Origin of the sequence: Allobrachymonas wangyanguii (assembly GCF_045055315.1) — a bacterium.
In the GTDB taxonomy this organism is placed as follows: Bacteria; Pseudomonadota; Gammaproteobacteria; order Burkholderiales; family Burkholderiaceae_C; genus Brachymonas; species Brachymonas wangyanguii.
The window spans coordinates 307,241-322,324 of the sequence record NZ_CP173677.1 but is presented as its reverse complement, the minus strand read 5'-3'; the positions used below and the strand labels follow the sequence as shown (position 1 = coordinate 322,324).

At 64.7% G+C, this 15,084-nt stretch carries 12 protein-coding genes, 1 pseudogene and 1 other annotated feature; of the genes and pseudogenes, 8 read left to right on the top strand and 5 right to left on the bottom strand.

All coding sequences use genetic code 11. From position 1 onward, the window contains the following. Positions 1 to 204: 204 nt before the first annotated feature. Positions 205 to 609, bottom strand: coding sequence for a hypothetical protein (locus ACI3EV_RS01480; RefSeq protein ID WP_323580659.1), 405 nt, complete (start codon positions 607 to 609; stop codon positions 205 to 207). A 519-nt stretch (positions 610 to 1,128) separates the two neighbouring features. Between ACI3EV_RS01480 and ACI3EV_RS01475 the strand changes: the two are divergent. The 4 genes and pseudogenes from ACI3EV_RS01475 to ACI3EV_RS01460 all read left to right on the top strand — a co-directional run bounded on the left by ACI3EV_RS01475 (position 1,129) and on the right by ACI3EV_RS01460 (position 5,944). Beyond that, a pseudogene (locus tag ACI3EV_RS01475) lies at positions 1,129 to 2,364 on the top strand (IS3 family transposase). Then, positions 1,407 to 1,523 (top strand) — a sequence feature (AL1L pseudoknot). It overlaps the preceding pseudogene by 117 nt. Before the next feature lie 349 nt (positions 2,365 to 2,713). Continuing rightward, positions 2,714 to 4,219, top strand: coding sequence for an AMP nucleosidase (locus ACI3EV_RS01470; protein ID WP_337691932.1), 1,506 nt, complete (start codon positions 2,714 to 2,716; stop codon positions 4,217 to 4,219). Positions 4,220 to 4,387: 168 nt separating this feature from the next. Further along, entirely contained in the window at positions 4,388 to 4,936 is a 549-nt protein-coding gene (locus ACI3EV_RS01465; RefSeq protein ID WP_337691933.1) for a hemerythrin domain-containing protein, read from the top strand. 153 nt (positions 4,937 to 5,089) lie between these two features. After that, positions 5,090 to 5,944, top strand: coding sequence for a 3-hydroxybutyryl-CoA dehydrogenase (locus ACI3EV_RS01460; RefSeq protein WP_337691934.1), 855 nt, complete (start codon positions 5,090 to 5,092; stop codon positions 5,942 to 5,944). A 99-nt stretch (positions 5,945 to 6,043) separates the two neighbouring features. Here the strand turns inward: ACI3EV_RS01460 and ACI3EV_RS01455 are convergent, their stop codons facing one another. The 4 genes from ACI3EV_RS01455 to htpG all read right to left on the bottom strand — a co-directional run bounded on the left by ACI3EV_RS01455 (position 6,044) and on the right by htpG (position 10,544). Next, positions 6,044 to 6,526 carry a hypothetical protein gene (locus ACI3EV_RS01455; RefSeq protein WP_337691935.1) on the bottom strand — a complete coding sequence of 161 codons (483 nt, stop codon included), beginning with the start codon at positions 6,524 to 6,526 and terminating at the stop codon, positions 6,044 to 6,046. A gap of 133 nt (positions 6,527 to 6,659) precedes the next feature. Then, positions 6,660 to 7,763, bottom strand: coding sequence for a bifunctional diaminohydroxyphosphoribosylaminopyrimidine deaminase/5-amino-6-(5-phosphoribosylamino)uracil reductase RibD (ribD, locus tag ACI3EV_RS01450; RefSeq protein ID WP_337691936.1), 1,104 nt, complete (start codon positions 7,761 to 7,763; stop codon positions 6,660 to 6,662). 11 nt (positions 7,764 to 7,774) lie between these two features. Next, on the bottom strand, positions 7,775 to 8,365 hold the full coding sequence (locus ACI3EV_RS01445; RefSeq protein ID WP_337691937.1) for a class I SAM-dependent methyltransferase: 591 nt from the start codon (positions 8,363 to 8,365) through the stop codon (positions 7,775 to 7,777). 118 nt (positions 8,366 to 8,483) lie between these two features. Then, complete coding sequence (gene htpG, locus ACI3EV_RS01440; RefSeq protein ID WP_337691938.1) at positions 8,484 to 10,544, bottom strand: molecular chaperone HtpG; 2,061 nt, start codon at positions 10,542 to 10,544, stop codon at positions 8,484 to 8,486. Between the two features lie 236 nt (positions 10,545 to 10,780). On the opposite strand from htpG, the gene ACI3EV_RS01435 reads away from it, so the two are divergent. The 4 genes from ACI3EV_RS01435 (at position 10,781) to ACI3EV_RS01420 (ending at position 15,073) form a co-directional block, all read left to right on the top strand. Further along, positions 10,781 to 11,608 carry a M48 family metallopeptidase gene (locus ACI3EV_RS01435; protein WP_337691939.1) on the top strand — a complete coding sequence of 276 codons (828 nt, stop codon included), beginning with the start codon at positions 10,781 to 10,783 and terminating at the stop codon, positions 11,606 to 11,608. 107 nt (positions 11,609 to 11,715) lie between these two features. Beyond that, positions 11,716 to 13,590 (top strand): DNA helicase RecQ, encoded by a 1,875-nt coding sequence (recQ, locus tag ACI3EV_RS01430; RefSeq protein ID WP_337691940.1) that lies wholly within the window; start codon positions 11,716 to 11,718, stop codon positions 13,588 to 13,590. A 124-nt stretch (positions 13,591 to 13,714) separates the two neighbouring features. Continuing rightward, complete coding sequence (locus ACI3EV_RS01425; RefSeq protein WP_337691941.1) at positions 13,715 to 13,999, top strand: DUF2249 domain-containing protein; 285 nt, start codon at positions 13,715 to 13,717, stop codon at positions 13,997 to 13,999. An 18-nt stretch (positions 14,000 to 14,017) separates the two neighbouring features. Then, positions 14,018 to 15,073: a peptidase U32 family protein gene (locus ACI3EV_RS01420; RefSeq protein ID WP_337691942.1), complete on the top strand. Its 1,056-nt coding sequence runs from the start codon at positions 14,018 to 14,020 to the stop codon at positions 15,071 to 15,073. Positions 15,074 to 15,084: the final 11 nt, after the last annotated feature.

Here is a 15,084-nt window from a genome sequence, read left to right as displayed (position 1 = left end):
TTCTGCGCACCAATTGCTTCATCCCCGTTGGCGTAGTCGATAAGTATGAACCACCAAGCTAATGGATATTTTTTCGATATATGCGGGGTGTTTTTTACATTTCAAGAGCTCTGTTGCAGATTTTTATTGATCTGAGGGATGTTTAACGAAGGCTTGTTTTTAGCCACTAGTGTCATCGGTACGCGTCCTTCAAGGATGATGGTGTTACTCGTTAACTTCATCATCGGGTAACTCCAGTTCATTCCAAAGCTCCTCTTCTGTAAGTCGCTTGAAGTCTGGCATCAAATTTTTGACTAGCGCTGGGGGAGCACCTTCCAAGGCTGATGTAGCAATCAGAGCGAATCCGCCGCGATCTAGGCGAACAGCCACGACCCCATATTCTTCCAAGACACTACGCATGTTGATGACGAAGGCATCCCGCAACGTAGTGCGGCCCGAGAGGATTCGTAACGTCTTATCGCTAACGCGCGCCCGGGTCTTTCCTGTTCGCTTCAGTAGTACGGCCAATCGAAGTGCAACAGTCTCTATAGATGGATATTTTGTCGCCATTTGAATTCCAATACAGGATTTGAGTAATCCTATCATAGGATTAAATTTTTGATTGGTCAAGGTTTTTCGTCTCCAGGCAATGCCTGGCCGCGCTGTCGTGCTTCGCATCGAGCCGCCTGAGGCGTCTCGCCCCCTTCGGGCTTACATCGTTCCCTCGCTCCGCTCGGCTGACGCCTACGGCCCGGCTTCCAGCTTCGGGCCTGCGCGCTTCGCTTGCGTGCGGTTTGCACATCGCGGCGGCCGTTGCCATGTCCAGCCGTCTCTCCTGACTCCTTCACCTTGCTCGCGACTGTAGCCCGTGGCCGCGTGCCATCAAGGCGCGCCAGGCCGTGTCCTCGGCTGCGCCTGCGGGCCGCACCTACCTGCCGCTTTTCTCCTTGACGGCCCACGTCCGTGGGCTCCTGACCGTCGCGGGCGATGAACTCAGGAAAGACGGTGGCAACAGGGCCAACCGGGTTCCTCGTGCCAACCGCACCGAACAGCCGAAAGCCTGGGCTCCGAATCTAGGAATCCGGTGTGCGGTTTGAACTGAACCGCCCCGGGTTTGGAGGAGGCCCCAACTCTTGAGAAGATGGAGCCATGAACAAGTCCAACAAGTTTTCCCCGGAAGTGCGCGAGCGCGCTGTGCGCATGGTGCAGGAGCATCGAGCCGAGTACCCTTCGTTGTGGGCAGCTATCGAATCGATTGCGCCGAAGATTGGCTGTGTGCCGCAAACCCTGCACGATTGGGTCAAGAGAGCCGAGATCGACGCTGGCCTGCGTGCGGGTACCACGACCTCGGATGCGCGACGCATCAAGGAACTGGAGCGCGAAGTCAAGGAGCTGCGCCGTGCCAATGAGATCCTCAAAACTGCCAGTGCGTTTTTCGCGCAGGCGGAGCTCGACCGCCAGCTCAGGAAGTGAAGGCCTATATCGACCGCCACCGCGATGACTACGGGGTCGAGCCCATCTGCCGGGTGCTGCAGATGGCCCCGTCGTGTTACTGGCGCCATGCGGCCCGGCAACGCAACCCGCAACTGCGCAGCGCACGTGCCCAGCATGACGACCATTTGAAAGCCGACATCCAGCGCGTGTGGCATGCCAACTGGCAGGTCTATGGCGCCGACAAGGTCTGGCTGCAGATGAACCGCGAGGGCATCCGGGTGGCGCGGTGCACAGTCGAGCGGCTGATGCGTACCATGGGCTTGCAAGGGGGCACGCAGAGGCAAGACGATGCGCACCACCACGCCGGACACATCAGTGCCGTGCCCGCTGGACCATGTCAACCGGCTGTTTAAGGCCAGCCGGCCCAACGAGCTGTGGGTGTCGGACTTCACGTACGTCAGCACCTGGCAGGGCTGGCTGTACGTGGCCTTCGTGGTGGATGTGTACGCCCGGCGCATCGTGGGCTGGCGTGTCAGCCGCAGCATGCACACGGACTTTGTGCTCGATGCGCTGGAACAGGCCCTGTATGAGCGCCAGCCAGCAGCGCATGCCTTGACGCACCACAGCGACAGGGGCAGCCAGTACGTCAGCATCCGTTACACCGAGCGGCTGGGCCTGGCAGGTATCCAGCCATCAGTGGGAAGCAAAGGCGACAGCTACGACAACGCGCTGGCCGAGACCATCAACGGGCTATACAAGGCCGAACTGATTCATCGCCGGGGCCCCTGGAAGACCAGGGAAGCCGTGGAACTGGCGACCCTGCAATGGGTGCACTGGTTCAACCACGTCCGACTGCTCACGCCGATCGGGGGTATCCCGCCGGCAGAAGCTGAGGCAAACTACTGGAGGCAACTTGCCGACAGCAACACCTTGGCAGAGGTGTCCACTTAAACCAACCAGCCTCCTCGAAACCCGGGGCGGTTCATTCTGGAGCGCCACGTCCGAGTGGACTATGATTAAGCGACAAGCATGGCGCCTGCTAGCGATCAGCCCGATGCAGCACGACTTGGCCCTCTACCGCGACGCTCCTATGTGGCTCCTAGCCCACACGGCCGCAGCTTCGGAAAGCGGCTCGAAGCAGAGCTAACTCCCTGTCTCATTTAGGCTTTTGGCCCCTTGGCGTTTTTCGCTAAGGGCTTGACATAGGCCCTTTTTTGTGCCTGTGGCCAGCCCGCCAATGACACGCAGCCGCCACGCCACTTTTATAGAATGGGCCTATCACCCGTGACGAGAGAGCCCGATGAACGCTGCCACCCAGCCCCTGACGCCGCCCTTCGTGGCGCCGCAATCCTTTGACGATGCCGATGCCGCCCTGCAGCAGGTGCAGCTGATCTACCGGCAGGCGGTGGAGCACCTGCGCGAGCAGTTTCGCCTGTTCGTGCAGGACGGCAGCCTGCCGCAGCCGGTACGCGCCTACTACCCGCAGATACGCATCCGCACGCAACAGCCGACACGCCAGCCGCGCGCCGGCCAGGGCCAGGCCTACGGTTTTGTCGCGCACGCCGGCGTGTTCGAGACCACGCTGACCGATCCACAGCTGTTTGCCAGCTACTACCGCACGCAGTTCCAGCACCTGCTGGACAACCACCAGGCGCCGCTGGACATCAGCACCAGCAGCCAGCCGCTGCCGCTGCACTTTGCGCTGGATCCGAGCGAGCAGATGGAAGGCAGCATGGACGAGGCGCAGCGCGCGCGCATGCACACCACTTTCGACTGGCCGGACCTGGCCAGCATGGACGATGCGATTGCCAACGGCACCCATGTGCCGCGTCATGGCGAGGCGCTGCCGCTGTCGCTGTTTACCGCGCCGCGCGTGGACTACTCGTTGCAGCGCCTGCGCCACTACAGCGGCACTGCGGCACCGCATTTCCAGAACTTCGTGCTGTTCACCAACTACCAGTTCTATATCGACGAGTTCATCCGCCTGGGCCATGCCGCCATGCAGGACGACAGCAGCGGCTACACCGCCTTCGTCGAGCCGGGCAACGTGATCACGCAGCACGCCAGCCTGCCGACACCGGACGGCTTCGTGCAGGGCAGCCATCCGCAGCGCCTGCCGCAGATGCCGGCCTACCACCTGGTCGGGCCGGACCACAGCGGCATCACCATGGTGAATATCGGTGTCGGCCCGAGCAATGCCAAGACCATGACCGACCATGTGGCGGTGCTGCGCCCGCATGCCTGGCTGATGCTGGGCCACTGCGCCGGCCTGCGCAACAGCCAGCAGCTCGGCGACTACGTGCTGGCGCACGGCTATGTGCGCGAGGACCACGTGCTGGACCACGACCTGCCAGCCTGGGTGCCGGTGCCGGCGCTGGCCGAGATCCAGCAGGCGCTGCAGCAGGCGGTGGCCGAAGTCACCGAACTGCCGGAGGACGGCCTGAAGGCGATCCTGCGCACCGGCACCGTGGCCACCACTGACAACCGCAACTGGGAGCTGGAAGGCCACAACGCGCCGGTGCAGCGGTTCAGCCAGAGCCGCGCCATCGCCATCGACATGGAAAGCGCCACCGTGGCTGCCAACGGCTTCCGTTTCCGCGTGCCCTACGGCACGCTGCTGTGTGTCAGCGACAAGCCGCTGCACGGCGAGATCAAGCTGCCCGGCATGGCCAACCACTTCTACCGCCAGCGCGTCGACCAGCACCTGCGCATCGGCATGCGCGCACTGGAGCTGCTGCGCAGCGGAGCCACCGGCCAGTTGCACAGCCGCAAGCTGCGCAGCTTCCAGGAAGTGGCATTCCAGTAAGCGCTGGCCGGCAAGCGTGACATTTTCCTGCGCCGGATCAGACAAGCCCTGTGGCGGCGCACCATTTGCTGCAGTGCAGCGTTAAAATGAGACCACTGTGCACGGTGGCTGGTATCGCCAGCCGTCGCTGCCAGGACATGTGCCGCAACCCGCCAAGGAGGCTGAACCATGAATGCCCCGACTCCTGTCCCCGCCGCCGATCCGGCTGGCGTCATGGGACTTTTTGACAATAGCCACCAGCAGATTGCAGCCATGCTGCAACGCCTGACGCAGCTGGCGAACGATCTGGCCGAACAGGGCACAACGCTGCCGCTGCGCACCGAGGCCCGTGCCGTGCGCGACTGGCTGGGCCGCGAGGCGCGCGAACACCATCTGGATGAAGAGCGCCACATTTTCCCGCCGCTGCTGGCCTCGGGTGACGAGGAGCTGATGCACGTGACGCGCCTGCTGCAGCAGGACCACGGCTGGCTGGAGGAGAACTGGCTGTCCATCCAGCCCGAACTGACCGCTGCCGTCGAGGGCTTTACCTCCTTCAATGCCGCTTCGCTGCAGGAAACCTCCCGCCTGTTCTGCCAGCTCTATGCCGACCACATGCTGCTGGAAGAAAGCGTGGCCTACCCGGCTGTCAGTCCGCTGGTGCAGGGCCAGGCCACGGCCGAGGCCATGCGCCAGGAAATCGAACAGCGCCGCAGCGTGCGCGCCCAGCTCAAGGGCTGAAACCGCTACCGGTTGCCGCACACACGGGTGGCGGCAGCCCTCCCCGTGGTTGCGGTCATGGCACGGCAACCATCCTTTTGGCGTCTGCTCACAGTCCCGTCATGGACGCGGGTTAAGATGGCAGACAGACTTCACACTCTCCAGGAGATCAGTATGAGCATCAGCAAAGTAGGCATCGTCGGTGCCGGCACCATGGGTAACGGCATTGCACAGACCTGCGCCGTCAACGGTATCAGCGTCGTCATGGTGGATATTTCCGAAGCCGCCGTGCAGAAGGGCCTGTCCACCATCTCCGGCAGCCTGGATCGCCTGATCAAGAAAGAAAAGATGACCGAAGACGACAAGGCCAAGGCCCTGGCGCTGGTCAAGGGCAGCACCAGCTACGACGACCTGAAGGACGTGGACCTGGTGATCGAGGCCGCCACCGAAAACCACGAAATCAAGAACAAGATCCTGAAGCAGATCGACGAGGCCGTGCAGGCTGGTGCCATCATCGCCACCAACACCTCTTCCATTTCCATCACCGACCTGGCTGCCCAGACCGGTCGCGCCGACAAGTTCGTGGGCATGCACTTCTTCAACCCGGTGCCGATGATGGCGCTGGTGGAAGTGATCCGTGGCGTGCAGACCAGCGACGAGACGCATGATGCCGTCAAGGAGCTGGCCGAGAAGCTGGGCAAGTCCCCGATCACGGTCAAGAACAACCCGGGCTTTGTCGTCAACCGCATTCTGGTGCCGATGATCAACGAAGCTTTCTTCGTGCTGGCCGAAGGCCTGGCCACGGCAGAAGACATCGATGCCGGCATGAAGCTGGGCTGCAACCACCCGATCGGCCCGCTGGCGCTGGCCGACCTGATCGGTCTGGACGTGTGCCTGGCCGTGATGGAGGTGTACCTGAAGGAACTGGGCGACAGCAAGTACCGCCCCTGCTACCTGCTGAAGGAATACGTGGCCGCTGGCCGCCTGGGTCGCAAGACCGGCCGTGGCGTGTACGACTACAGCAAGTAATCGGCCAAGCTGCAGCTGGCTGCCACGGCAGCCGGCCAGTCAGAACCCGCCCGCCCGGCCTTCAGGCCCGGCGGGCTTTTGCATGCGCCGGCAGTCCGTTCAGGGGCTGACGCGCTGCACGCCCCAGGGCCAGTTGCGGAAAGCCGAACCTTCCGGGGCCTCGTTCACCACCTGGGCCTGCGGCGACTGCGCCGTGCCGCCCTGTGTCACCGGACTCCAGACACCGGCCGGTGCCTGCTGCACCGGGGTACCCGCCGGAGCCGGCAGGGTGTCTGCCGGCGCGTTGTCATCGCTGCGGTTCAGCACCGTGCTGCCGCCCATGGAGACACCCACCCCCACGCCGCTGCCCCAGCCCCAGCCGCCGCTGCCTCGACCCAGGCCGATGGTCCCGCTGACCGGGCTGGTCGGGCTGCCGATCGGGGTGCTCATGGTGACACCGCCCCAGCCGCCGCCGCTGCCCACGCCAATGTTCACGCCGCCGAGTACCGGCCAGCCGTTCACATTGCCGGCACAGCCGCCCAGGGCCAGCACGGCGGCACCCGCTGCCAGCGCGGCAGGCATCTTGCGCCAGATCTTGTTCATATCGCTTTCCTTTCGCACGGAACCCGGGCCGATGCGGCCCTGTTCCCCTTGGATACCATGCTAGCGCAAGCGTTCCCCGCCGTCATGCCATGTGACATGCGGCCATCGCTGTCTTGTGCGAAAGTGCACAGAGTCAGGCCGGGCGCAGTTGCAGGCGCACATCGTCACCCACCGCCTGCAACGCATGCAGCCGCCAGCGCACGGCATCGGCCACGCGCTGCAACGGTGGCAGCACGGCCAGCGGCTGACCTGGCCCGAGCAGCAGCGGTGCCACATAGGCGATCAGCTCATCGACCAGGCCCTGCTGCAGCAGGGCGCCCGCCAGCTGTGCGCCCGCTTCGACATGCAGCTCGTTGACTTCGAGCCGGCCCAGCTCTTGCAGCAGCGCCGCCAGATCGGGACGACCGGCGGCATCGGCCGGCAACAAGAGCAGTTCGGCACCGGCAACCTGCAGCGCGGCAGCGCGCTGCTGCCAGCCGGCATCGGCCTGTTCCACGCTGGCGATCAGCACCCGGCGCTGCGGCACCTGCAGCAGTTGCGCGCCCGGCGGGGTACGCAGCTGCGTATCGACGATCACCAGATGCGGCTGGCGCGTCACCCCGGGCAGACGCACGTTCAGCAGCGGGTTGTCGGCCAGCACCGTGCCGATACCGGTGAGCACGGCGCAGGCGCGTGCGCGCCAGTGCTGCACCTCGGCACGCGCCGCTTCGCCGGTGATCCACTGGCTGTCGCCATGGTCCAGCGCCACCCGACCATCGAGTGAGGAGGCGGTCTTGAGTCGCACCCAGGGCAGACCATGCTGCATGCGACGCAGAAAGCCGATATTCAGCTCGCGGGCGCGTGCCGCGATCTGTTCCGGCGCCAGTTCCACGGCGATGCCGGCGGCCTGCAGCCGCGCCATGCCCTGCCCCGCCACCAGCGGGTTCGGGTCACGCAGGGCGATGCAGACCCGGCCGACGCCTGCCGCGATCAGCGCGTCACAGCACGGCGGCGTGCGCCCATGGTGCGAGCAGGGCTCCAGCGTGACGTAACAGGTGCTGCCGCGCACGTCTGCGTCGCGGCTGGCGGCATCGCGCAAGGCCATCACCTCGGCATGCGGCCCGCCGCGCTGCTGGGTGTAGCCCTGGCCCAGTATCCGGCCATCCTGGCCGACGATGACCGCGCCGACACGCGGATTCGGGTTGCTCAGCGTGAGCGCGTTTTCGGCCAGATCGAGGGCAAGGGAGAAATAGTCCATGGCGATGATTATCAGGGGCTCAGGGCAGGTAGCCGGCGCGCCACGCGCGTCAGGCCGGATTCCAGCGGCGGTAGCAGCTGCCAGCGTTGCGCATCGGCCAGCTCGGCGCGTACCCGGCGTGCGCCCAGCGGGCCGTTCAGGTCGATATTGGCGCAGACCAGCAGGCCGCCGGGGGCCAGCAGCGTGTGGAAATGCTGCACCAGAATCAGCGGCGGCATATTGCCATCAAAAAACACCAGGTCCTGGCTGCCAGCCGGCAGTTGCAGCGCCTGCATCACGGTGGCAAACGAGCCTTCATGCAGCTGCACGCGCTGCTGCAGCCCCAGCGCCGCGATCTGCTGGCGTGCCAGTGCGGCATGTTCAGGATCGCCTTCGAGCGTCAGCACCTGCCCCTGCGGGCTGGCCAGCGCCATCAGGCAGGCAGTGTAGCCCAGGCCGGTGCCCAGCTCCAGCATGTGACGCGGCTGGTGCTGCTGTACCAGCTGCCACAGACCGGGGCCGTCTTCGAAAGTGTGGGCGTTACAGGCGTGCTGTTGCTGGTGGCTGCGGGTGGCGAGCTGAATCGCCTGCAAGACATCGGGCAGATCGGCGGAAGGCATCATGCGCGCCATTCTGCAACAAATGCGGCGGACTTCTTCAGCAAGTCAGGCAGCCACGGCACAACGGCCATCCATGCTTCCACAGATGGCCGTTGCTCAGCGCTTCAGGCGACCCTCATACTCATGCCAGCAGCGCATTCACCCGCTTCACATAGCCCGCCGGATCGGCCGGCATGCCGCCTTCGGCCAGCAGGGCCTGGTCGAACACGATGCGGGCCAGATCGGCAAAGCGGCCGGCATCTTCCTGCGCTGCCTGCAGCTTCCGGATCAGGGCGTGCTCCAGATTCACTTCCAGCACCGGCTTGACGTCCGGCACCGGCTGGCCGGCCTGCTTGAGCAGGCGTGCCAGCTGCATGCTCATGCCGTTGTCGCTGGAGACCAGACAGGCCGGGGAATCGACCAGGCGCGTGGTGCTGCGCACGTCTTCGGCGACTTCGGCCAACGCCTGCTTGAGCTGTTCCAGCAACGGCTTGGCCGCTTCCTCGGCGGCTTCGGCAGCCTTTTTCTCGTCCTCGTCCTGCAGCTGACCCAGATCCACCGCCCCCTTGGCCACGCTTTGCAGCGGCGTACCATCAAATTCGGTCAGATAACCCAGCGCCCACTCGTCAACGCGATCCGTCATCAGCAGCACCTCGATGCCCTTCTTGCGGAACAGTTCGAGCTGCGGGCTGTTGCTGGCAGCGGCCTGATTTTCGGCGGTGATGTAGTAGATCGCCTGCTGGCCCTCCTGCATGCGGGACTTGTAATCGGCCAGGCTGACGCTCACGCTGTCGGTGGTGGTGCTGGCAAAGCGCAGCAGCTTGGCGATGCGGTCACGGTTCTTGCTGTCCTCGCCCAGCCCCTCCTTGAGCACGGCACCAAATTCGGCATAGAAGCGCGCGTACTTGCCGTGGCCGCTGGCCTGTTCGGCAAAGGCGGCGGCAGTTTCTGCGGCCGGAGCGGCTTCGGACTTGTCCTGCACATCGGTGATGCCGTCTTCGGTCTCGACCGGTTCCGGCGCCGGCACGGCTTCACCGCTGCCGATATCGATCTTGCCTTCCTGGCTTTCCGGCGGCGTCGCCTGCTGGCTGGCCAGATCTTCCAGCATGGATAGCACGCGGCGCGTGTTGCCTTCGCGGATCGAGCGGATGTCGCGGCTTTCCTGCAGCAGCTCGCGGCTGACGTTCAGCGGCAGGTCGGAGGCATCGACCACGCCCTTCACGAAGCGCAGGTACTGCGGCAGCAGCGCCTCGGCCTTGTCCATGATGAAGACGCGGCGCACATAGAGCTTGAGGCCATGCTGGCTGTCGCGCTGGTACAGGTCGAACGGAGCGTGCGCCGGGATATACAGCAGCTGCGTGTACTCGGTATTGCCTTCGACACGGTTGTGGCTGTAGGCCAGCGGATCCTCGAAATCATGCGCCAGCTGCTGGTAGAAGGTGTTGTACTGCTCGGGCGTCAGGTCCTTCTTGTTGCGCGTCCACAGCGCCTGGGCCTCGTTGACCTGCTCCCATTCGCCGGTCTGCACCATGTCGCCGGGCTGGCCGTCCTCGCCCTCTTTCCACTCTTCCTTGGGCATCATGATCGGCAGGCTGATGTGGTCGGAGTACTGCGCGATGATGCTCTTGAGCTTGTAGCCGTTCAGGTAGTCCAGCTGGTCCTCGCGCAGGTGCAGCGTGATGCTGGTGCCGCGCTGCTCGCGCGTGATGGTCTCGGTGGTGAATTCGCCGGTGCCGCCGCTGATCCAGCGCACGCCCTGCTCCGCCGGCAGGCCGGCGCGGCGGCTTTCCACCGTGATCTTGTCGGCCACGATAAAGCCGGAATAAAAGCCCACGCCAAACTGGCCGATCAGCTGCGAATCGGTCTTCTGGTCGCCGGTCAGGCGGCTGACAAAGTCCTTGGTGCCGCTCTTGGCAATCGTACCCAGGTGGTCGATCGCCTCCTGCTCGCTCATGCCGATGCCGTTATCGGTAAAGGTGATCGTCTTGGCCGCCTTGTCGATCGCCACATGCACTTGCAGCGTGGCATCACCTTCGTACAGTTCGGGCTGCTCCAGCGCCTCGAAACGCAGCTTGTCGCTGGCATCGGACGCGTTGCTGATCAGCTCGCGCACGAAGATGTCGGGGTTGGAATACAGGGAGTGGGTGACCAGATGCAGCAGTTGTGCGACTTCGGCCTGGAATGCGTGTTGATGGGTACTCATGCTTGTCTTGGTGGTCTTGTTGGAATGAAAAATCAACAGGTTGGAATCTGTCCTACACAGGTAGGGCAAGGCGTCCGATTTTCAAGACAGGCGTCCACAGCGATACTTTTTCACGGCTGACGATTGTTTACAGGCCAAGCGGAACTGCTTCCGGCAATTTGGTCTAACATCCGAAACGTCAGATCCGTGCAGCCGGCCTGTTGCCAGGCTGCCACCAGAACACAGGGAGATCCCATATGTCCAAGAAGCCTCTGATCACCATGGCACGCCGCGCTGCCGTCGCCGTTGCCGTCACCGCCACCCTCGCCGGCTGTGCCACCTCCACCACCGGTTCCGTCACCGGCAGCAACCGCTCGCAGCTGCTGCTGGTGTCCGAAGCCGAGATGGTGCAGGCCTCGCAACAGGCCTTCAACCAGCGCAAGAGCGCCGCCCAGTCCAAGGGCGTGCTGATCAGCAGCGGTGCCGATTACAACCGCGTGGTCAACATCATGCGTCGCCTGTCCACCCAGGTCGCCCACTTCCGCCCCGATGCGGCACGCTGGAACTGGGATCTGGCGCTGATCCGCAACAACGATGTCAACGCCAACGTGATGCCAGGCGGCAAGGTCACGGTCTATACCGGCCTGTACCAGAAGCTGAACCTGACCGATGACGAGCTGGCGGCCGTGATCGGCCACGAAATGGCACACGCCCTGCGCGAACACTCGCGCGAACAGGTATCGCAGCAGATGGCCGGTGACATGGCGCTGTCCATCGGCGGTTCGCTGCTCGGCTTGAGCGGCAGCATGATGGACGTGGCCGGCATTGCCAAGCAGCTGGCGCTGGACCTGCCCTACTCGCGCACCATGGAAACCGAGGCGGACGTGTTCGGCCTGGAACTGGCCGCGCGTGCTGGCTATAACCCGTCCGCTGCACTGACGCTGTGGCAGAAGATGGCCGCCAACGGCGCCGGCCAGGGCTCGGCCTTCTTCTCGACCCACCCGAGCGCATCTGACCGCACCGCGCGCATCCAGGCCGCGCTGCCGCAGGTGATGCCGCTGTACCAGGCAGCGCGCCGCAAGTAAGCCGGACCGGCTTGCCGCAGCACCGCCAGATCCGCAGGGACTGGCGGTTTTTTCATGGGGGCAGGCAGCGACAGATATAATGCGCAGGTATTCATTTTTACCGCACGATGCCTGACGCTTCCCTTGCCTCCTCCCCCCTGCAGGTACTCCAGCAGGTCTTCGGCTACCCGGCCTTTCGCGGCCAGCAGCAGGCCATCATCGAACGTGTCAGCAGCGGCGACGATGCGCTGGTGCTGATGCCCACCGGCGGCGGCAAGTCGCTCTGCTACCAGATCCCGGCCATCGTGCGGCAGCGCCAGGGACTGGGCTGCAGCATCGTCGTCTCGCCGCTGGTGGCGCTGATGCACGACCAGGTCTATGCGCTGCAGGAAGCCGGTGTTGCCGCCGCCTACCTCAACTCCACGCTCAGCCTGGAGCAGGCACGCCAGGTCGAACAGGATCTGCTCACCGGCCGGCTCACCATGCTGTATGTGGCGCCGGAACGCCTGACCACGCCGCGCTTCCTGGATCTGCTGCAGCGGCTCTACCAGCGCCAGCAACTGGCGCTGTTTGCGATTGACGAGGCGCACTGTGTCAGCCAGTGGGGCCACGACTTCCGCCCCGAATACCGCCAGCTCGATATCCTGCCGCAGCAGTTTCCCGGCGTGCCGCGCATCGCGCTCACCGCCACGGCCGATCATCTGACGCGCCAGGACATCGCCGAGCGCTTGCAGCTGGAACAAGCCGAATCCTTTGTCAGCAGCTTTGACCGCCCGAATATCCGCTACACCATCGTCGAGAAACGCGATGCGCTGGCCCAGCTCAAGCGCTTTATCGAGGACGAGCACGAAGGCGATGCCGGCGTCGTCTACTGCCTGTCGCGCAAGCGCGTGGAAGAAGTCGCCGAGGCACTGGTGCGCGAAGGCATTGATGCCATGCCCTACCACGCCGGCATGGACGCCAGCCAGCGCCAGGCCAACCAGGACCGCTTCCTGCGCGAGGAAGGCGTGGTGATGGTGGCCACCATCGCCTTCGGCATGGGCATCGACAAGCCCGATGTGCGCTTCGTGGCGCACCTGGACCTGCCGCGCAATATCGAGAGCTACTACCAGGAAACCGGCCGCGCCGGCCGTGACGGCCTGCCCTCGCACGCCTGGATGGCCTATGGCCTGCAGGACGTGGTCAACCAGCGCCGCATGATTGATGACAGCCCGGCCGACGACCAGTTCAAGCAGGTGCAGACCGGCAAGCTGGACGCGCTGCTGGCGCTGGCCGAAGCCATCGACTGCCGTCGCGTGCGCCTGCTGGCCTATTTTGGCGAGCCATCCCGGCCCTGCGGCAACTGCGACAACTGCCTGAATCCGCCCGATGTCTGGGACGCGACCGAGCTGGCGCGCAAGCTGCTCTCCACCGTGTTCCGGCTGCAGGAAAAATCCGGCTTCGGCTTTGGTGCCGGCCAGGTGATGGACGTGCTGCGCGGCCGCGATACCGACAAGGTCAAGCAGTATGGCCACGACACGCTCAGCACCTTCGGCCTGGCGCGTGGCGCCAGCGAGGCCGAGCTGCGCACCGTACTGCGCCAGCTGGTTGCCACCGGTGCGCTGCTGGTCGATGCCAGCCGCTTCAACACCCTGCACCTGACGCCGGTGGCGCGCCCGATCCTGCGTGGCGAACAGCCGGTGCTGCTGCGCCATCTGGTCACGCCAAGTGCGCGCCGCCGCGCCTCCGGCACTACACACAGTGGCAGCAGCAAGCTCAGCGTGCTGGCCGCGCAACTTGACGATGCCGGCCGCCAGCGCTTTGACGCGCTCAAGCGCTGGCGTGCCGAGACCGCGCGCGAGCATGGCGTGCCGGCCTATGTGATCTTCCACGACAGCGTGCTGGCCGCCATTGCCGAGGCCTGCCCCGATACGCTGGACGCGCTGAGCGGCATCAGCGGCGTGGGCGAGGCCAAGCTGGAACGCTATGGCCGCGCCGTGCTGCAGCAGCTGGAACTGGCCTGAAACGCCTCCCCCGCCGGAAGGGTGGCCAGTTCCCCCGGATGGACATGTTTGCGCCAGGTCAAAGCCCCACTATTTTTATCGGATAAGAATCTCCCTTCCGCCTTCCCAACCTGGAGATTCCCCGATGGCCACCATTCCCCTGCAACCCGTCGGCATGCCGCACGACCATTCGCGTACCGATGCCATCTATGGCTTTGATGCGCGCGGCGTAGCCAAGCGCTTCCGCCATGCCGCCATCTTTGGCGCGCTGGACTCCCTGCAGCCCGGCGAAACCATGCGCTTCGTGAACGACCACGATCCGATTCCGCTGCTGCGCCAGATGATCGACCGCTACGGCGACCAGGGCATCCAGATCAGCTACCTGCAGCGCGACATGGACGGCGTGGTGATCGACTTCCTGCGCAAGTGAGCCGGGGCCTGATCTGCCATGACCGCCCACGCCTCCGGACAGGCCGTCGACACGGCGCGGCCGCCGATGGAACTGGTCTGCCCCGCCGGCAGCCTGCCTGCACTGAAGCAGGCGGTTGACCACGGTGCCGACTGCGTCTACCTGGGTTTCAGGGACGCCACCAACGCCCGCAACTTTGCCGGGCTGAATTTTGACAACAAGGCCATCGCCAGCGGCATCGAGTATACCCATGCACGTGGCCGCAAGGTGCTGCTGGCACTGAACACCTACGCCCGCAGCGAATCGGTCGATGTCTGGCGTGGCGCGGTTGATCGCGCCGCCGACATGGGCATCGACGCCATCATCATGGCCGATCCCGGCCTGATGCAGTACACCGCACGCCGCCATCCGCAGGTGCGCCTGCACCTGTCGGTGCAGGGCTCGGCCACGCATGCCGCCGCCATCAATTTCTACCACGAGCAATTCGGCATCTCGCGTGCCGTGCTGCCACGCGTGCTGTCGCTGACGCAGGTCGAGCAGCTGATCGACAAGACCCCGGTCGAGATCGAGGTGTTCGGTTTTGGCAGCCTGTGCGTGATGGTGGAAGGCCGCTGCCAGCTGTCGTCCTACGCCACCGGCGAAGCGCCGAACATGCAGGGCGTCTGTTCGCCGGCCAAGGCAGTGCGCTGGCAGGAAACCCCCAAGGGGCTGGAAGCGCGCCTGAACGGCGTGCTGATCGACCGCTATGCCGAAGGCGAAAGCGCCGGCTATCCGACGCTGTGCAAGGGCCGCTTCGACGTCGGCGAGCTGCGCAACGAGAACGGCTACTACGCGATCGAGGAGCCGACCAGCCTGAACACGCTGAGCATCCTGCCGCAGCTCTACCGCATGGGCGTGCGCGCCATCAAGATCGAAGGCCGCCAGCGCAGCCCGGCCTATGTCGGCCAGGTGACGCAAGTCCTGCGCGAGGCGCTGGACCACTGCCACGACAACCCGCACCTGTACACGCCGCGCTCGAACTGGATGACGGCACTGGCCGACGTCTCCGAAGGCCAGCAGCAGACGCTGGGCGCCTACCACCGCCCCTGGAAGTAAGCAAGCCATGA

Coding starts and splice junctions, on each gene's coding strand:
- ACI3EV_RS01470 (WP_337691932.1), top strand. CDS start 2,714: ATGAACGCTGCCACCCAGCCCCTGACGCCGCCCTTCGTGGCGCCGCAA.
- ACI3EV_RS01465 (WP_337691933.1), top strand. CDS start 4,388: ATGAATGCCCCGACTCCTGTCCCCGCCGCCGATCCGGCTGGCGTCATG.
- ACI3EV_RS01460 (WP_337691934.1), top strand. CDS start 5,090: ATGAGCATCAGCAAAGTAGGCATCGTCGGTGCCGGCACCATGGGTAAC.
- ACI3EV_RS01455 (WP_337691935.1), bottom strand. CDS start 6,526: ATGAACAAGATCTGGCGCAAGATGCCTGCCGCGCTGGCAGCGGGTGCC.
- ribD (WP_337691936.1), bottom strand. CDS start 7,763: ATGGACTATTTCTCCCTTGCCCTCGATCTGGCCGAAAACGCGCTCACG.
- ACI3EV_RS01445 (WP_337691937.1), bottom strand. CDS start 8,365: ATGATGCCTTCCGCCGATCTGCCCGATGTCTTGCAGGCGATTCAGCTC.
- htpG (WP_337691938.1), bottom strand. CDS start 10,544: ATGAGTACCCATCAACACGCATTCCAGGCCGAAGTCGCACAACTGCTG.
- ACI3EV_RS01435 (WP_337691939.1), top strand. CDS start 10,781: ATGTCCAAGAAGCCTCTGATCACCATGGCACGCCGCGCTGCCGTCGCC.
- recQ (WP_337691940.1), top strand. CDS start 11,716: ATGCCTGACGCTTCCCTTGCCTCCTCCCCCCTGCAGGTACTCCAGCAG.
- ACI3EV_RS01425 (WP_337691941.1), top strand. CDS start 13,715: ATGGCCACCATTCCCCTGCAACCCGTCGGCATGCCGCACGACCATTCG.
- ACI3EV_RS01420 (WP_337691942.1), top strand. CDS start 14,018: ATGACCGCCCACGCCTCCGGACAGGCCGTCGACACGGCGCGGCCGCCG.